The sequence below is a fragment of the Streptomyces sp. NPDC034049 genome, from assembly GCF_055575575.1.
Window position 1 is genome coordinate 334,146 of sequence record NZ_JBVISJ010000002.1, and the last position, 16,133, is coordinate 350,278.

Annotated in this window: 13 protein-coding genes and 1 pseudogene; 4 read left to right on the forward strand and 10 right to left on the reverse strand. The window is 69.0% G+C overall.

Translation table 11 applies throughout. The features are described from left to right. Window positions 1-59: 59 nt before the first annotated feature. Together mshB and ACZ52C_RS06325 are read right to left on the reverse strand one after the other, a co-directional pair. Window positions 60-1,010: an N-acetyl-1-D-myo-inositol-2-amino-2-deoxy-alpha-D-glucopyranoside deacetylase gene (mshB, locus tag ACZ52C_RS06320; protein WP_469073659.1), complete on the reverse strand. Its 951-nt coding sequence runs from the start codon at window positions 1,008-1,010 to the stop codon at window positions 60-62. 127 nt (window positions 1,011-1,137) lie between these two features. After that, window positions 1,138-1,332 carry a hypothetical protein gene (locus ACZ52C_RS06325; protein WP_005480627.1) on the reverse strand — a complete coding sequence of 65 codons (195 nt, stop codon included), beginning with the start codon at window positions 1,330-1,332 and terminating at the stop codon, window positions 1,138-1,140. 224 nt (window positions 1,333-1,556) lie between these two features. Here ACZ52C_RS06325 and ACZ52C_RS06330 point away from each other — a divergent pair, with 224 nt between their 5' ends. Continuing rightward, a complete protein-coding gene (locus tag ACZ52C_RS06330; protein ID WP_469073660.1) occupies window positions 1,557-3,713 on the forward strand; it encodes a S9 family peptidase in 2,157 nt (718 codons plus the stop codon). A 165-nt stretch (window positions 3,714-3,878) separates the two neighbouring features. On the opposite strand, the gene ACZ52C_RS06335 is transcribed toward ACZ52C_RS06330, so the two are convergent. The 5 genes from ACZ52C_RS06335 to ACZ52C_RS06355 are packed head-to-tail and all read right to left on the reverse strand — an operon-like array spanning window position 3,879 to window position 9,526. Continuing rightward, window positions 3,879-4,958 (reverse strand): ABC transporter ATP-binding protein, encoded by a 1,080-nt coding sequence (locus tag ACZ52C_RS06335; protein ID WP_469073661.1) that lies wholly within the window; start codon window positions 4,956-4,958, stop codon window positions 3,879-3,881. Next, window positions 4,939-5,934 carry an ABC transporter ATP-binding protein gene (locus ACZ52C_RS06340; RefSeq protein ID WP_469073662.1) on the reverse strand — a complete coding sequence of 332 codons (996 nt, stop codon included), beginning with the start codon at window positions 5,932-5,934 and terminating at the stop codon, window positions 4,939-4,941. The genes ACZ52C_RS06335 and ACZ52C_RS06340 overlap by 20 nt, the downstream gene beginning before the upstream one ends. Window positions 5,935-5,943: 9 nt before the next feature. Then, window positions 5,944-6,957, reverse strand: a complete 1,014-nt coding sequence (locus tag ACZ52C_RS06345; protein WP_469073663.1) for an ABC transporter permease — start codon at window positions 6,955-6,957, stop codon at window positions 5,944-5,946. Further along, complete coding sequence (locus ACZ52C_RS06350) at window positions 6,950-7,873, reverse strand: ABC transporter permease (RefSeq protein ID WP_469073664.1); 924 nt, start codon at window positions 7,871-7,873, stop codon at window positions 6,950-6,952. The genes ACZ52C_RS06345 and ACZ52C_RS06350 overlap by 8 nt, the downstream gene beginning before the upstream one ends. Window positions 7,874-7,879: 6 nt before the next feature. After that, on the reverse strand, window positions 7,880-9,526 hold the full coding sequence (locus ACZ52C_RS06355) for a peptide ABC transporter substrate-binding protein (RefSeq protein WP_469073665.1): 1,647 nt from the start codon (window positions 9,524-9,526) through the stop codon (window positions 7,880-7,882). Between the two features lie 430 nt (window positions 9,527-9,956). Here ACZ52C_RS06355 and ACZ52C_RS06360 point away from each other — a divergent pair, with 430 nt between their 5' ends. The 3 genes from ACZ52C_RS06360 to ACZ52C_RS06370 are packed head-to-tail and all read left to right on the forward strand — an operon-like array spanning window position 9,957 to window position 13,806. Then, window positions 9,957-10,961, forward strand: coding sequence for an ABC transporter permease (locus ACZ52C_RS06360; RefSeq protein ID WP_469073666.1), 1,005 nt, complete (start codon window positions 9,957-9,959; stop codon window positions 10,959-10,961). A gap of 47 nt (window positions 10,962-11,008) precedes the next feature. Further along, window positions 11,009-12,799 carry an ABC transporter substrate-binding protein gene (locus ACZ52C_RS06365; RefSeq protein ID WP_469073667.1) on the forward strand — a complete coding sequence of 597 codons (1,791 nt, stop codon included), beginning with the start codon at window positions 11,009-11,011 and terminating at the stop codon, window positions 12,797-12,799. A 23-nt stretch (window positions 12,800-12,822) separates the two neighbouring features. Beyond that, window positions 12,823-13,806, forward strand: coding sequence for an ABC transporter permease (locus ACZ52C_RS06370; RefSeq protein ID WP_469073668.1), 984 nt, complete (start codon window positions 12,823-12,825; stop codon window positions 13,804-13,806). 179 nt (window positions 13,807-13,985) lie between these two features. On the opposite strand, the gene ACZ52C_RS06375 is transcribed toward ACZ52C_RS06370, so the two are convergent. The 3 genes and pseudogenes from ACZ52C_RS06375 to ACZ52C_RS06385 form a co-directional block, all read right to left on the reverse strand. Then, entirely contained in the window at window positions 13,986-14,483 is a 498-nt protein-coding gene (locus tag ACZ52C_RS06375; RefSeq protein ID WP_469073669.1) for a hypothetical protein, read from the reverse strand. Between the two features lie 101 nt (window positions 14,484-14,584). After that, a pseudogene (locus tag ACZ52C_RS06380) lies at window positions 14,585-14,776 on the reverse strand (VOC family protein); the annotation flags it as partial. Between the two features lie 200 nt (window positions 14,777-14,976). Further along, on the reverse strand, window positions 14,977-16,119 hold the full coding sequence (locus ACZ52C_RS06385; RefSeq protein ID WP_469073670.1) for an ABC transporter ATP-binding protein: 1,143 nt from the start codon (window positions 16,117-16,119) through the stop codon (window positions 14,977-14,979). Between the last annotated feature and the right edge of the window lie 14 nt (window positions 16,120-16,133).

The following is a 16,133-nucleotide window of genomic DNA, read 5'->3' on the forward strand; positions in this document are numbered from 1 at the left end:
GCCCGCCTCTCGGTGGCCGTGCGCCCGCACCACTGGTGTGTCATACCCATGCGTACGCATCACAGGGCCGTTCCGTTCTGCTGTTCCCCGAAAGTCTGCCGGTCCTCGAAAGAAATACCGGGAATTCCCTCGAACAAGTCGCGCTCCCGGCTCCCTCCTTCGCGTCTGCCCCGCACCAACTCGTAGTACTCGGTGGTCAGGAGCGGCTGGGCCAGCCCGTTGGAGAGGACGAAGTACGGCTCGGCGACCTCGATCTGGGTGGCGTGCGCGCGCATCGCGGCGGCCTTCGCTGCCGCGAAGCCCGTGCCGTCGATCTCGGTGGTGACGATGTGGTCGTCGACCACTCCGGGCACGTCGGTCACGCTCGCGGCCCGCTCGAACGGCAGCCGCCCGGGCGCGGCGAGATCGCGGCGGAGCCGGCCGAAGCCCTCCAGGAGCACCCCGCGCGGCACCCGGTTCCAGTAGACCTTGGCGATCTCCCAGGGCTCGCCCAGGTCAGGGCGGAAGTCCGGGTCGGCGGTCAGGTCGGCGGCGCGCATGGCGACGCGGTGGGCCTGGATGTGGTCGGGGTGGCCGTAGCCGCCGTTCGGGTCGTAGGTGACGAGGACCTGGGGGCGTACCTCGCGGATCACCTCGACCAGCTGGGCGGCGGCCTCGTCGACGTCGGCGGACCAGAAGGCGCCGGGCCGTTCGTTCTGTTCGACGCCCATCATCCCGGAGTCGCGGTAGCGGCCGGGGCCGCCGAGGAAGCGGTGGTCGGTGACGCCGAGCTTCTTCATGGCCGCGGCCAGCTCCTCCACCCGGTGCGGGCCGAGGGTGTCGTCGCGGTCGGGCGCGAGATGGGCGAGGCCGGGCGGAATGACCTCGCCCTCCTCGCCGAGGGTGCAGGTCACCAGCGTCACCCGCGCTCCCTCGGCCGCGTACCTGGCCATGGTCGCGCCGTTGTTGATCGACTCGTCGTCCGGGTGCGCGTGCACCAGGAGCAGTCGGCGGGAGGGCTGATCCGTCATGGGGCCACCCTACGAGGCCCCCGGTCCGCGCCCGTGCCGGGCGGGGTCACTCACGGGAACGGTCGGCCGCGGGGGTCGCGGGCCCGGTGGGACGGGCCCTGGGAGAGGCCCCCGGCGGCCGGAGGTGTCAGAACTTGATACTGCCGATCATGCCCGCGATGTTGGTCGTCAGCTCGCTGATCGTCGGCGCGATGGTCGAGGAGGCGAGATAGAACCCGAGCAGGATGCAGATGATCGCGTGTGGTGCCTTCAACCCTGACTTCTTGATCAGGATGAAGACGATGATCGCCAGCAGCACCACCGCCGAAATCGAGAGTGCCACGGCGGCTCACCTCCAAAAGTTCCCTGGGACCTGGGGAGCGAAGCAGTTGTCGAGGGCTGACGGCGAAGCCGTCGTCAACCGGTGACGTGGGTGACGCAGTTGTAAATCCATACAGCGGCCAGCAGGTTCATACCCACCCAGCGGTAGTGATCATAACTATCCATACGCGCGCATCGGTCGGCGCACGGCCGCACAAGGGGGCGCATGGCCAATATGGTCGGAGCATGACGACCCAGCCCGAGTCCTTCCCTCGCCGACACGCCCGGACCCAGCGTTTCTCCCTCGGCGCGCCGAGGGCCTTCTCCGTCGCGCCGGACGGTTCCCGCGTGGCGTTCCTGCGGTCCTCGTCCGGCACCGACCGGGCCAACAAGCTGTGGGTGCTGGACCTGCCGGACGGCGGCGCGCGAAGCGGGACGGGGGGCCGCCCGGCCGAGGTCCGGGAGAGGGTGGCGGCGGACCCGGGGGCGCTGCTCGCGGGCTCCCGGGAGGAGTTGTCGGCCGAGGAGCGCGCGCGCCGTGAGCGCCTGCGTGAGGGCGGCGCCGGGATCGTCGGCTACGCCACCGACGCGGCCGTGGAGTTGGCCTCTTTCGCCTTGTCAGGGCGGCTGTTCGTGGCCGAGCTGCGGGCCGGGACGGCACGTGAACTCGACGTCCCCGGCCCGGTGATCGACCCCCGCCCCTCGCCCGACGGCCGCCACGTCGCCTATGTCGCCCGGGGCGCGCTGCGGGTGGTCGGGGCGGAGGGCGACGGGGACCGGGCGCTCGCCGAGGAGGCGGCGGAGAACGTCACCCTCGGTCTGGCGGAGTTCATCGCGGCCGAGGAGATGGGCCGTTCACGTGGTTTCTGGTGGTCCCCGGAGTCGGACCGGCTGCTGGTGGCGCGCGTGGACGACACGCCGGTGCGCCGCTGGTGGATCTCCGACCCCGCGCAGCCGGAGAAGGCCCCGCAGCAGGTGGCGTACCCGGTGGCCGGGACCGCCGACGCGGAGGTGCGGCTCTTCGTCATCGACCTCGCCGGGACGCGCACGGAGGTCGTGTGGGACCGGGCCCGTTACCCGTATCTGGCGCATGTGCACTGGTCAGCGGCGGGGGCCCCGCTGATCCTGGTGCAGGCGCGGGACCAGCTCAGCCAGTTGTTCCTGGCCGTGGACCCGGACTCCGGGGCGACCCGGATGGTGCACGCCGACGAAGATCCACATTGGCTTGATCTTTTCCCCGGAGTGCCCGCGTGGAGTCCGTCGGGCCGGCTCGTGCGTGTCGCGGACGAGGGCGGCGCGCGGGTGCTGGCGGTCGGCGAACGCCCGCTGACCGGGCCGCAGTTGCACGTCCGCGCGGTGCTCGACGTCGCGGACGCCGATGTACTGGTCTCCGCCTCGGCGGGAGAGGCGGCGGCCGATCCGGAGATCGGGGAGATCCACGTCTACCGCGTGAACGAGCTGGGCATGGAGCGCGTCTCCCAGGAGCCCGGCGTGCATTCGGCGGTGCGCGCCGGGGGCGTGACCGTACTCGTCTCGGCCGTTCCGGGACGGGCCGGCGCCCAGGTGCAGGTGCTGCGCGACGGCAAGCAGATCGCGACCGTGGCGTCTTTTGCGGAGAATCCCGGTTTGTCCCCGCGCGTACGGTTTACACGGGGGGGCGCACGCCGCGTACCGTGCGCCCTGCTTATGCCGAGCGACTACGACGGGGTCACGCCCCTCCCGGTCCTCATGGACCCCTACGGCGGTCCGCACGGCCCCCGGGTGCTCGCCGCCCACAACGCGCACCTCACCTCGCAGTGGTTCGCCGACCAGGGGTTCGCGGTGGTGGTCGCCGACGGCCGCGGCACCCCCGGCCGCTCCCCCGCCTGGGAGAAGGAGATCGACGGGGACTTCACGCTCTCCCTGGACGACCAGGTGGAGGCGCTGCACGACCTGGCGACGTCCCATCCGCTGGACCTGTCCCGGGTGGCGATCCGCGGCTGGTCCTACGGCGGCTGGCTGGCGGCCCTCGCGGTGCTGCGCCGCCCGGACGTCTTCCACGCCGGCATCGCGGGCGCCCCGGTCACCGACTGGCGGCTGTACGACACGCACTACACCGAGCGCTATCTCGGCGACCCGGCGAAGAACGCGGCGGCCTACGCGAAGAGTTCGCTGATCACGGGCGAGGAGCTCTCCTCGCCCGCCGAACCGCACCGCCCGCTGATGATCGTGCACGGCACCGCCGACGACAACGTGGTCTTCGCGCACGCGCTGCGCCTGTCCTCGGCGCTGCTCGCGGCCGGCCGCCCCCACGAGGTGCTGCCGCTCTCCGGCGCCACCCACATCACCCCGCAGGAACAGGTCGCGGAGAACCTGCTGTTGCTCCAGGTCGACTTCCTGAAGCGTTCACTGAACCCGGCGTAGCGGGAGGAGGAGCGGGCACAGCAACGGGCCGGGGCTACATGGCGAGCCCCGGCCCGTTTACGGCACCCGCACGGCCGTACGCGTAGTAGATTCGCGCGTCCGTATATCGGAACCGCGTCAGCCAAGTTGCCTGTGTGTTAACGCATTTGGTATGGGTTTGTAGGCTTATTCCGCCTCATTCGTATGATCGTCCGTCGACTCCTCGGGCGGCACCACCCGTTTCTCCTCCGCGAAATGGCAGGCCGAGTCATGGGCGGCCGGGCCGGTGGTGAGCCGGAACTCCGCGGGGACCGCCAGCAGCGGCACCTCCAGCGCACAGCGCTCCTGGGCCTTCCAGCACCGCGTGCGGAAGCGGCACCCGGAGGGGATGTTCGTCGGGGAGGGCACATCGCCGAAGAGGATGATCCGTTCCCGGTGCTCGCGCGCCTCGGGGTCCGGGACGGGCACGGCGGACAGCAGCGCCTGGGTGTAGGGATGCGTCGGATGGTCGTAGATCTCGGCGTCGCGGCCGATCTCCACGATCCGCCCCAGGTACATCACGCCGACCCGGTCGGAGATGTGCCGCACGATGGACAGGTCGTGGGCGATGAAGACGTACGACAGCCCGAACTCGCTCTGGAGGCGGTCCAGCAGATTGATGACCTGGGCCTGGACCGAGACGTCCAGGGCGGAGACCGGTTCGTCGGCGACGATGATCTCGGGACGGAGCGCCAGCCCCCGGGCGATGCCGATGCGCTGGCGCTGGCCGCCGGAGAACTGGTGCGGGTAGCGGTTGATGTACTCGGGGTTGAGGCCGACCACGTCGAGGAGTTCCTGCACCCGGCGCCGGCGGTCGCCCTTGGGCGCGACCTCGGGGTGGATGTCGTACGGCTCCCCGATGATGTCGCCGACGGTCATCCGGGGGTTGAGGGAGGTGTACGGGTCCTGGAAGACCATCTGGATGTTGCGACGGACGGTCCTGAGCGCGCGGCCGGAGAGCCTGGTGATGTCCTCGCCCTTGTAGCGGATCGAGCCGGCGGTCGGGCGTTCCAGGTGGACCAGCATCTTGGCGACCGTGGACTTGCCGCAGCCGGACTCGCCGACGATGCCGAGGGTCTCCCCCCGGCCGAGGGCGAAGTCGACGCCGTCGACCGCCTTCACGGCGCCGACCTGCTTCTTGAGGAGGACGCCCTGGGTGAGCGGGTAGTGCTTGACCAGGCCGCTGACCTCCAGGATCGGCTCGGCCTCAGCGGTGGCGGTGGTCATCGAGGCACTCCCTCCAGAAGTGGCAGGCGCTCATCCGGATCCCGTCCGCCGGCTCCACGTCGTACAGCGGGGGCACGTCGGTCCGGCACACGTCGCGGGCCATCGGGCAGCGGGGGTTGAAGGCGCAGCCGGGCGGGATGGCCATGAGGTTGGGCGGCAGGCCCTTGATCGCGTAGAGCTCCTGGCCCTTCTGGTCCAGGCGCGGGATCGAGTCGAGCAGGCCGCGCGTGTACGGGTGGGCCGGGGCCTTGTAGATGTCGTGGACGGGGGCGGACTCCACGATCCGGCCCGCGTACATCACGGCGATGCGGTCGGCGACGTCCGCGACGACGCCGAGGTCGTGGGTGATGAGGATCAGGCCCATGCGCAGTTCCCGCTGGAGTTCCGCGAGGAGGTCCATGACCTGGGCCTGGACGGTGACGTCCAGCGCGGTCGTCGGTTCGTCGGCGATGATCAGCGCGGGTTCGAGGGCCAGCGCCATGGCGATCATGATGCGCTGGCGCATACCGCCGGAGAACTGGTGCGGGTAGTCCCGTACGCGTTCCCTGGCGGCCGGGATGCGGACCCGGTCCATCAGCTCGACGGCCTTGGCGCGGGCGTCCTTCTTCGTCATGCCCCGGTGCACGACGAACATCTCGCCGAGCTGGTCGCCGACGGAGAGAACGGGGTTCAGGGAGGACAGGGCGTCCTGGAAGATCATCGCCATCTCGGCGCCCCGGATCTTCCGGCGCTCGTCCTCCTTGAGCTTCAACAGGTCCCGGCCCTTGAAGAGGATCTCGCCGCCGGTGATCCTGCCCGGCGGCATGTCGAGGATGCCCATGATCGCCTGCGCGGTGACCGACTTCCCGGAGCCGGACTCCCCCAGCACCGCCAGCGTCTGCCCCTCGTCCACCCCGTAGTCGACCCCGTTGACGGCCTTGGCGACCCCGTCCCGGGTGCGGAACTCCACCTGCAGACCGCGCACTTCGAGCAACATGACGACGCCTCACCTCAACTTGGGATCGAGGGCGTCGCGGACCGCGTCGCCCAGCATGATGAAGGCCAGGACGGTGATCGCCAGGGCTCCGGAGGGCCACAGGAGGGCGTGGGGGGCGTTGCGGATGTACGGGGAGGCGGCGGAGATGTCGATGCCCCAGGAGACGCTCGGGGGCTTCAGGCCGACGCCCAGGTAGGACAGGGTCGCCTCCAGGGCGATGTAGGTGCCCAGCGCGATGGTGGCCACGACGATGACGGGGGCGACCGCGTTGGGCGTGATGTGCCGCAGCAGCATCCGGGAGTTGGAGGCGCCGAGCGCGCGGGCGGCCTGCACGTAGTCGTTCTGTTTGGCGGTGATGACCGAGCCGCGGGCGATGCGGGAGATCTGCGGCCAGCCCAGCAGCACCATGAAGCCGATCACCGGCCAGATGGAGTTGCTGGTGACCACGGACAGCAGCACCAGACCGCCGAGCACCACCGGGATCGCGAAGAAGACGTCGGTGATCCGGGACAGGAACGAGTCCGAGTACCCGCCGAAGAACCCGGCGAGTCCGCCCAGCACCGACCCGAGGATCGCGACGCCGAGCGTGGCGCAGACACCGACGGCGATGGAGACCCGCGCCCCGTAGACGGTACGGGTGTAGACGTCGCAGCCCTGACCGTCGTACCCGAACGGGTGACCGGGCTGCGCGCCCTCCTGGGCCTTGGCGAGGTCGCACTTGAGGGGGTTGCCGGAGGCGATCAGCGACGGCCACAGGGAGATGACGACCAGGAAGAGGATCACCAGGGCCGAGATGATGAAGACGGGGTTGCGCCGCAGGTCGCGCCAGGCGTCGGACCACAGGCTGCGGGCCTTGTCTGCGGGTCCGCCCGCGTCGGCGTTGCCGAGCCCCTTCTCCAAGGTCTCCCCCTCGGTGGTGGCCAGGTCCATCGTGCCGTCCAGGCCCGTCGCGGCGATCGCCCCGTCCTCGGCGGCGCGCTGGCCGCCCGAGACGTGCGGCTCCTCGGGGGGCGGCTCAGGCATAGCGGATCCTCGGGTCGAGTACGGCGTAGAGGAGGTCGACGAGCAGGTTGGCGATGAGGAACACCAGCACGAGGACGGTCACGAAGCCGACGACGGTCTGGGTGTTCTGGCGGAGGATGCCCTGGTAGAGCTGGTATCCGACGCCATGGATGTTGAAGATCCGCTCGGTGACGATGGCGCCGCCCATCAGCGCGCCGATGTCGGTGCCGATGAAGGTGACCACGGGGATCAGGGAGTTCCGCAGCAGGTGCTTGCGGATCACCCGGTGCCGGGGCAGTCCCTTGGCGACGGCGGTGCGGACGTAGTCGGCGCGGGTGTTCTCGGCGATGGACGTCCGGGTCAGACGGGTGACGTAGGCGAGGGAGACGGAGGCGAGGACGAGCCCGGGGACGATCAGCTCGTCGAACGGCGCCTCGGAGGAGACGGACGGCCGGATCCAGCCCCACTCCACGCCCAGCAGCAGCTGGAGCAGCAGACCGGTGACGAAGGTGGGGACGGAGATGACGACCAGGGTGACCACCAGCGCCCCGGTGTCGACGGGCCGGCCGCGCCGCAGGCCGGTGACGACACCGAGGGTGATGCCGATGACGATCTCGAAGAGGATCGCGACGATCGTCAGCCGGATGGTGACGGGGAAGGCGGAGGCCATCAGCTCGGTGACCTCCTGCCCGTTGAACGCGGTGCCGAAGTCGCCGGTGAAGACGTTCCCCATGTAGGTCAGGTACTGCTGCCACACCGGCTTGTCGAGGCCGAACTCCCGTCTGAGCTGGGCGGCCGTCGCCGGATCGCACTCCCGGTCGCCGCACAGGCCCGCGATGGGGTCGCCCATCACGTTCACCATCAGGAAGATCAGGAGGGTGGCGCCCACGAAGACCGGGATCATCTGGAGCAGGCGCCGGGCGACGTACCGTCCCATGGGAGGTCAGCTGACCTTGATCTGGTCGTACACGGGGACGCTGAACGGGTTCAGGGTGACGTCGGAGAGCCGCTCCGAGTAGCCGGCGCTGCCGTTCTGGTACCAGAGCGGGATGGCGGCCATGTTGTCCCGGACGACCTCCTCGGCCTTCTGGAAGGTCTCCACGGCCTTCGCCGTGTCCGACTCGGCGTTGGCCTCGTCGACGAGCTTGTCGAAGTCGGCGTTGGACCACTTGCCGTCGTTGGAGGAGGCGTTGGTGTAGTACAGCGGCTGCAGGAAGTTCTGGATCAGCGGGTAGTCCATCTGCCAGCCCGCGCGGAACGGGCCGCTCATCTTCCGCTGGGTGATCTGGTTGCGGTAGTCGGCGAAGGTGCCGACCGGGTTGCCGACGCACGCCTTGTCGTTGTCGAGGGCGTTGTTGATGGAGTTGCAGACGGCGTCGACCCACTGCTTGTGCGAGCCGGTGTCCGCGTTGTACGTGATCTTGACCTGGCCGCCGGGGAGGCCGCCGCCCTCCTGGATCAGCTTCTTGGCGGCGTCCGGGTCGTACTCGCAGGCGTCACCGCACAGCCCCTTCTTGTAGCCGCCCTCCTCGCCGAGGACGGGAGAGGTCCAGTCGGTGGCGGGGGTGCGGGTCTTCTGGAAGATGGTGTCGGTGATCTGGTCGCGGTCGATCGCCCGAGAGAGCCCCTCGCGGACCTTCTCCGAGCCCTCCTTGTTCCAGTCCGCGTCGTAGAACGGGAAGGACAGGGTCTGGATGATGCCGGCCGGGGTGTTGATGTACCGGTCGCCGAGGTCGGCCTGGACGTTCTTCAGCTGGGCGGCGGGGACGTCGTCGACGAGGTCGAGGTTGCCGGCCATCAGGTCGGTGTAGGCGGTGTTGTTGTCGGTGTAGACCTTCAGGTCCACGCCGCCGTTCTGCGCCTTGTCCTCGCCGGGGTAGTCGTCCCACTTCCGCACCGACAGCTGGGAGCCCTTGGTGTAGGAGTCGACGGCGTACGGGCCGTTGCCGACGGGCTTGGCGAGCCAGGCGTCGTGGTCGGTGAAGAAGGACTGCGGCAGCGGCGCGTACGCGTTGTAGCCGAGGGTGTCGGGGAAGGTCGAGAACTTCTGGGTGAGCTTGACGGTGAAGGTGTTCTCGTCGACGACCTTCAGCCCGGAGAGGGTGTCGGCGGTCTGCTTGCTGCCGTCGTCGGGGTGCGTCCGGTCGTAGCCCTCGATGTACTCGAAGAAGTACGCGTTCTTCTGGTTGTTCTTCAGACTCGCCCCGTAGTTCCAGGCGTCCACGAAGGACTTGGCGGTGACCTTCTCCCCGTTCTGGAAGGTCCAGCCGTCCTTGACGTCGATCGTGAAGTTCTGCGAGTCGGTCGTCTCGATCTTCTCGGCGAGCATGTCCTTCGCCTCGCCGGTCTTGGCGTCGTACCGCTTCAGCCCGCGGAAGATCATGTCCAGCACCTTGCCGCCCTGCACCTCGTTGGTGTTGGCGGGCTCCAGCGGGTTCTGCGGGTCACCCCAGGAGGAGCTGAGCACCGCGCCCGTGTCACCACTGCCGCTGCCGCCGCCGCTGTCGTCGTCCCCGCCTCCGCAGGCGGTCGCGGCGAGAGCCACCGCCGCCGCGCCGGCGATCCATCGGGCGTGCGTGGCTCCACGCATGGGGCCTCCTCGTCGTACGTGCGCGATCTTCTTGTTACCGGACAATATCGACGCGTTTCGCCTATACCGCACATTTGGGGGGCCGTATGGGGGGCGCGTGGCCGGGTCCGTTGTCGGGTGCGGGTGCGGGTGCGTGGGGGCTTCTCACGCACCCGCACCCCTGAAAAGCAGGGGCTGCGCCCCGTGCTTTTCGGCCCGAAAGGGCCGTAGGCCCTTGAGGGGCGCGGGGAACTGCGCGACCAGCCCCCACGCACCCGCACCCGACCACGCGCCCACCCACCCCCACCCACCCGCGCGTCTGAAAAAATCCCGAAGAGCCGGTAAGAGAAGGGTTCGCCCCGTAAGAGCGCGTTCGGCAATCCCCCTCCCCTTGGTCAAAGCCCCCACGAACGCATTGACCCACCACCGCAGCCGGTTGAAGGGTCACGTCATGGGGACCACGCCAACACTCACCGCCGCCCCCGTCGAGACGGCACCACCCACCCCGTCCCGACCCGGCGGCACCCGCTCACCCGGCCGGATCGCCTGGCGCCGCTTCCGCCGCGACCACGCCGGCGTCGCCTCGGCCTACGTCGTCCTGCTGTTCTTCGCCACCGCGATCGCCGCCCCTCTGATCGCGAAGCTCTACGGCAGGAACCCGTACACGACGTACGGGCAGAACCAGCCGGGCCTGCTCAACCAGTTCGGCTTCCCCGTGGCCCCCAACGGCGGCGTCAGCGGCGACTTCTGGTTCGGCGTGGAACCACAACTCGGCCGGGACGTCCTCACCCTCCTCCTCTACGGCATCCGCAACTCCCTGCTGATCGCCACGGTGACGACCCTGCTGGTCACGGCGCTCGGCATCGTCGTCGGGGTGACGGCGGGCTATCTCGGCGGCCGGATCGACAACGTCGTGGGCCGCGTCGTCGACATCCTGCTGGCCTTCCCCTCCACCCTCTTCTTCATCGCCATGTGGCCAGTGCTGATCTCGATCCTGGTCCCGCCCGACGAGAACACCCCGACCTGGCTGACGGTGGTCAGCCTGATCGCGGTGATGACCGCCTTCGGGTGGGCCCCCATCGCCCGGCTGCTGCGCGGCGAGGTACTGGCCCTGCGCGAGCGGGAGTTCGTGGAGGCGGCCAAGGTCACGGGGGCCTCCCCCGCCCGGATCGTCTTCCGCGAACTGCTGCCCAACCTGTGGACGCCGATCCTCATCCAGGCGACCCTCGCGCTGCCGATGTACGTCACCACCGAGGCGGCCCTCGCCTTCCTCGGTGTCGGCCTCAGCGACCCCACCCCGGACTGGGGCGTGATGATCCAGCGCGGCGCGCAGGTCTACCAGAGCGACATCACGTACATGCTCTTCCCCGGTCTTTCGATGGTGATCTTCGTGATCGCCTTCAACCTCCTCGGCGACTCGGTCCGTGACGCGCTGGACCCCAAGAGCGGACGCTGAGCCCCTTCCTCGAGAAACTCCCTCTCCCTGATTCAGGCAGGACACCCATGTCGATCTCCCGTAGGAACTTCGTCATCGCAAGCTCGGTCGCGACGGCCGGCGGCGCCCTCGTCCTCAGCGCGTGCAGCAGTGGCGGCGGGGGCGGTACGGCGGGGAGCGGCACGGCCTCCGGCTCCGCCGCCAGGTACTCCAAGGTCGCGGTGGGCACCGCCGCGGACTCCGCCGGCCCCGCTCCGGAGGTCCCGGGCGCGCGCAAGGGCGGCACGATCCATCCGATCGGCCCGGACGACTTCTCCCACCTCGACCCGCAGCGGATCTACTTCGCCTGGAACTCCACGGTCGCGAACCTCTACGTCCGCTGCCTCACCGGTTACAAGATCGCCTCCGACGGCTCCATGAAGCTCGTCGGCGACCTCGCCACCGACGCCGGGACCATGTCCGACGGCGGCGCGACCTGGACGTTCACCCTCAAGGACGGCCTGAAGTGGGAGGACGGCAGCGAGCTGACCGTCGACGACGTACGGCACGGCATCGAGCGCGGCTTCGCGAGCTTCACCACCGAGGGCGCCACGTACGTCCAGACCTGGCTGACCGGCTCGCACGACTTCCGGTCCGTCTACAAGGGCCCGTACGGCGGCAAGCACCTCTCCTCGGTCGTCACGGACGCCGCGAAGAAGACCATCACCTTCCACCTGAAGACGGCCCGTCCCGACCTCAACTGGGCGCTGGCGATGCACTCCTACGGTGCCGTGCCGGTCGCGCACGACAGCAAGGAGAAGTACGACAAGGACCCGGTCTCCTGCGGCCCGTACCGGATCAGGCAGCACTCGGTCGACAAGTCCCTGACGCTGGTGCGCAACACCCACTGGGACCCGAAGACGGACGCGATCCGCAACGCCTACCCGGACTCCGTCGTCTTCGAGTTCGGCCCCGAGGCCCTGCCGGCCACCGACCGGCTGATCGCCGACTCGGGGACCGACCAGTACGCGGTCATGGCCTACAGCGGGGTGCCGGCCGAGCGCATCCAGAAGGTGATCAGCGACAGCACCCTGGAGTCCCGCACCGTCGACGGCCTGCTGACCGGTCTGTACTACTACGCCATCAACTGCCGGCGCATCAAGGACGTCCGGGTCCGCCAGGCCCTCAACCACGCCTGGCCGCTGGAGCAGATCCGTTCCATCTACGGCGGCCCGTCGGCCGGTGACTACGCGACGACCATCCTCAGCCCGGACATCGCGGGCCGGGTGAAGTTCGACGTCTACGGCAAGCTGAAGAACCCGCGCGGCGACACGGCGAAGGCGAAGGCGCTGCTGAAGGAGGCCGGCAAGCTCGGCCAGAAGATCGTCTACACCTATCCGCAGGGCTCCAACGACGCCTACGACAAGACCAAGGTCGTCATCGTCAACGCCCTGAAGGAGGCGGGCTTCGACCCCGTGGTCAAGGCCGTGGAGTCGACGAGCTACTACGACCAAGTGGGCCAGATCGACAACCAGTTCGATGTGATGTGGTACGGCTGGTCCCCCGACTGGCCCGCCGCCTACACCCTCATCCAGCCGCTCTTCGACGGCACCACGATCGCCGACAACGCCCCCAACGTCTCCCAGCTGAACGTGGGCTGGGTCGACGCGGCGATCAAGAAGGACGCGACCCTCACGGACCCCGCGAAGGAGAACGCCGCCTGGGCGGCCCTGGACAGGGAGATCATGGCCAAGGAGGCGCCGATCATCCCGGAGACCTACCAGCGGCGCTACTACCTGTACGGCTCGAAGGTGGGCGGCGCCCAGTTCGACCCGCTCTTCTCGGCGTTCCTCATCTACAAGCTGTACGCCAAGGCCTGAGCCGGCCAGGGAACCGCGCAGTCATGCTCCGCTTCATCGCACGCAGGACGCTGAGCGCGCTGCTGATCCTGCTGATCATCAGCGCCATCACCTTCCTCCTCTTCTACGTCGCCCCGCGCGACCCCGCCCGCGCCGCCTGCGGCAAGGTGTGCACCCCACAGACGCTCGCCCTGGTCCGGCACAACCTCGGTATCGCCGATCCGCTGCCCGTGCAGTACTGGCACTGGCTGGTGGGGGTCTTCGCCGGCCGGGACTTCGCCGGGCTCGGCCACTGCCCCGCGCCCTGTCTGGGCTACTCCTTCACCAACCACGAACCGGTCCTCGGCCTGATCACCGACCGGTTCCCGACGACGCTCTCCCTCGCCCTCGGCAGCACGGTCGTCTTCGTGGTGTTCGGTGTGGGCACCGGCATGATCGCGGCGGTCAGGCAGGGCAAGGCGGCGGACAAGATCGCCTCGTCGGCCTCCCTGGTCGGCTCGTCGCTCCAGATCTACATCGTCGGCGTGGTGGCGATGTACTACCTCTCCGACCAGTGGGGACTGCTCCCCCGCCCCTCGGACGCCGTGGGCCTGACCCAGGACCCGCCGGCCTGGTTCAAGGGCCTGCTCCTGCCCTGGCTGGTGCTCGCGATCATCTTCACGGCGAACTACACCCGGATGACCCGCTCCCAGCTCGTGGAGAGCCTCGCCGAGGACTACGTCCGCACGGCCCGCGCCAAGGGCATGTCCCGGCCCACGGTCTTCTTCCGGCACGCCTGGCGCGGCGCCATGGGCCCCATCGTCACCATCCTCGGCCTCGACATCGGCTACCTCCTCGGCGGCGCCATCATCACCGAGGAGACCTTCGGCCTGCACGGAATCGGAGCCCTCTCCATCAAGGCCGTCCGCGACAACGACCTGCCCCTGCTCCTCGGCGTCGTCCTCGTGGCGGCCACGGCGATCGTCATCGCGAACATCGTGGTCGACGCGGTGTACGCGCTGATCGATCCACGGGTGCGGCTGGCATAGGACCACGAAAAGGCGTACGCCACGCGAAGGCGCACACGGGAAAAGCGAAAGGGACGACCGCAGGAAAAAGGCCCGGGTCCGTGGAGAGACGGACCCGGGCCTTTCCGCGGCGCGCTTTCCCGGTGAATCCCCCGTTGATCCACCAGTAATTCACACCGCGAGCACGACCGGCAACTCGGTCACTTCAGGGAGTACTTGACGATGTAGGTCATCTTCTTGATGTTCTTCGGGCGCTTCGTGCAGACGACCTTGGTCGTGCTCACCGCCTGCAGATAACCGCACCCGATGTGCACCAGACCGGTCTTCGCGTTCTTCTTGGCGGAGTTGATCCGCCAGCCCGAGGTCTTGGCCGTACCGCACGCCTTCAGGTTGGGCGTCGTGCCCCGGCCCCTGTTGTTGATGCAGATCGCACCGTACGGGTACACGTCGAGGCTGAAGTTCACCATCCCGGTCTGGCCGTAGTTGATCCAGTGGAAGGCGTCCTTGTTCTTGCAGGTGGCCAGCGACAGCGGCTTGCCCTCGCCGTTCCCCTTCAGGCACTTGCCGTTGTACTGGTTCACGAAGTACCAGCGGCCGCCCGCCTCGGCGTGCGCCGAGGACGCCGGAATCAGGGAGGTGAGCACGGCGAGAAGCACGGCCGTGACCATTCCGGCGACATTCCTGTTTCTGATCTTCATTAAGTTTTCCCCGTTTCCCCGTTACCTTCCGGCCCGGAAGGTGTTCTCTTTCTATCAGCGAACTCACGGGCCCCGCACGCAACTTGAGGAACACCTGAGCTTCAGCCCGACTCACCGCGCTCCACGCGGAATTCATTGCCCTCGGGGCCGGCCATCAGCACCCAGCCGCCGCCGGGGCGCGTGTGGTCGGCGGCCACCCGGGCGCCCAGCGCGACCGCCCGCTCGACCTCCTCGGCACGGGTGCGGCCCCGGGGCTTGAGGTCGAAGTGGACCCGGTTCTTGACGCCTTGGCCTCGGACACCCGCAGCCCCCGTCCGGGAGGTGATGCTGTGGATGGCGGGGGGTGTGGGGTTCAAGAGGGGGTCTCCGTAGTGAGTGCGTGCTCTTCCGCACGACAGAGGGCTCGTCGTACCGCGCCGGTGCCCCCGTCACCGGGATCACCACCGTCGTACGACGAGCCCTCGAAGACTCGCACGAGCCGTAGCCGAACGTGTCAGCCCTTCGCGATCTTCGCGTTCGGCTCCTCCGGCCCGCTGTCCTCCAACGCCTTGAGCGCCGGGTCCAGGACGACGTCCTCGGCGCGGGCCTCGGTCGTCGGGTCCTCCGGGAAGTGGCAGGCCGTCAGGTGGCCGGCCAGGTTGCCGGAGAGCTGGACCAGCGGCGGCTCCTCGGAGGCGCACTTGTCCTGGGCCTTCCAGCACCGCGTCCGGAAGCGGCAGCCGGACGGCGGCGCGATCGGCGAGGGCACGTCACCGGCGAGCCGGATCCGCTCCTTCGCCTCGACCTCGTCGTCGATGGCCACCTCGGGCACCGCCGAGAGCAGGGCGTGGGTGTACGGGTGCCGGGGCCGGTTGTACAGCGAGTCCCGGTCCGCCACCTCGACGATCTTGCCGAGGTACATCACCGCGACGCGCTTGGAGAAGTGCCGGACGATCGCGAGGTCGTGGGCGATGAACAGGAACGCGATGCCCAGCTCGTCCTGGACCTTCTGGAGCAGGTTCACGACCTGCGCCTGGATCGACACGTCCAGCGCCGAGACCGGCTCGTCCGCGACGATCAGCTTCGGGTTCAGGGCCAGCGCGCGGGCGACCCCGATGCGCTGGCGCTGACCGCCGGAGAACTCGTGCGGGAAGCGGTTGTAGTGCTCGGGGTTGAGACCGACCAGCTCCAGCAGCTCGCGGACCTTCTTCTCCCGGCCGCCCTCGGGGTTGATCCCGTTGACCTCCATCGGCGACTTGATGATCGTGCCGACCGTCTGCCGCGGGTTGAGGGAGGAGTACGGGTCCTGGAAGATCATCTGGATCTCGGACCGCACCGGCGCCAGCTGCCTGCGCGAGGCGTGGGTGATGTCCTGGTCCCTGTAGGTGATCTTCCCGCCGGTCGGCTCCATCAGCCGGGTGATCAGCCGGCCGGTGGTCGACTTGCCGCAGCCGGACTCACCGACCAGGCCGACGCTCTCGCCGACCCCGACGGTCAGGTCGATGCCGTCCACGGCCTGGACCGCACCGACCTTGCGTTTGATCGGGAAGCCGCCGTAGATGGGGAAGTGCTTCGTCAGCCCCTCGACCCTGAGCAGGGTCTCGGCCGCGGTGTCCTGGGAGCCCTGCTGTGCGGGGAGGGTGAGGTTGTCGCTCATGATCTCGGTTCTCC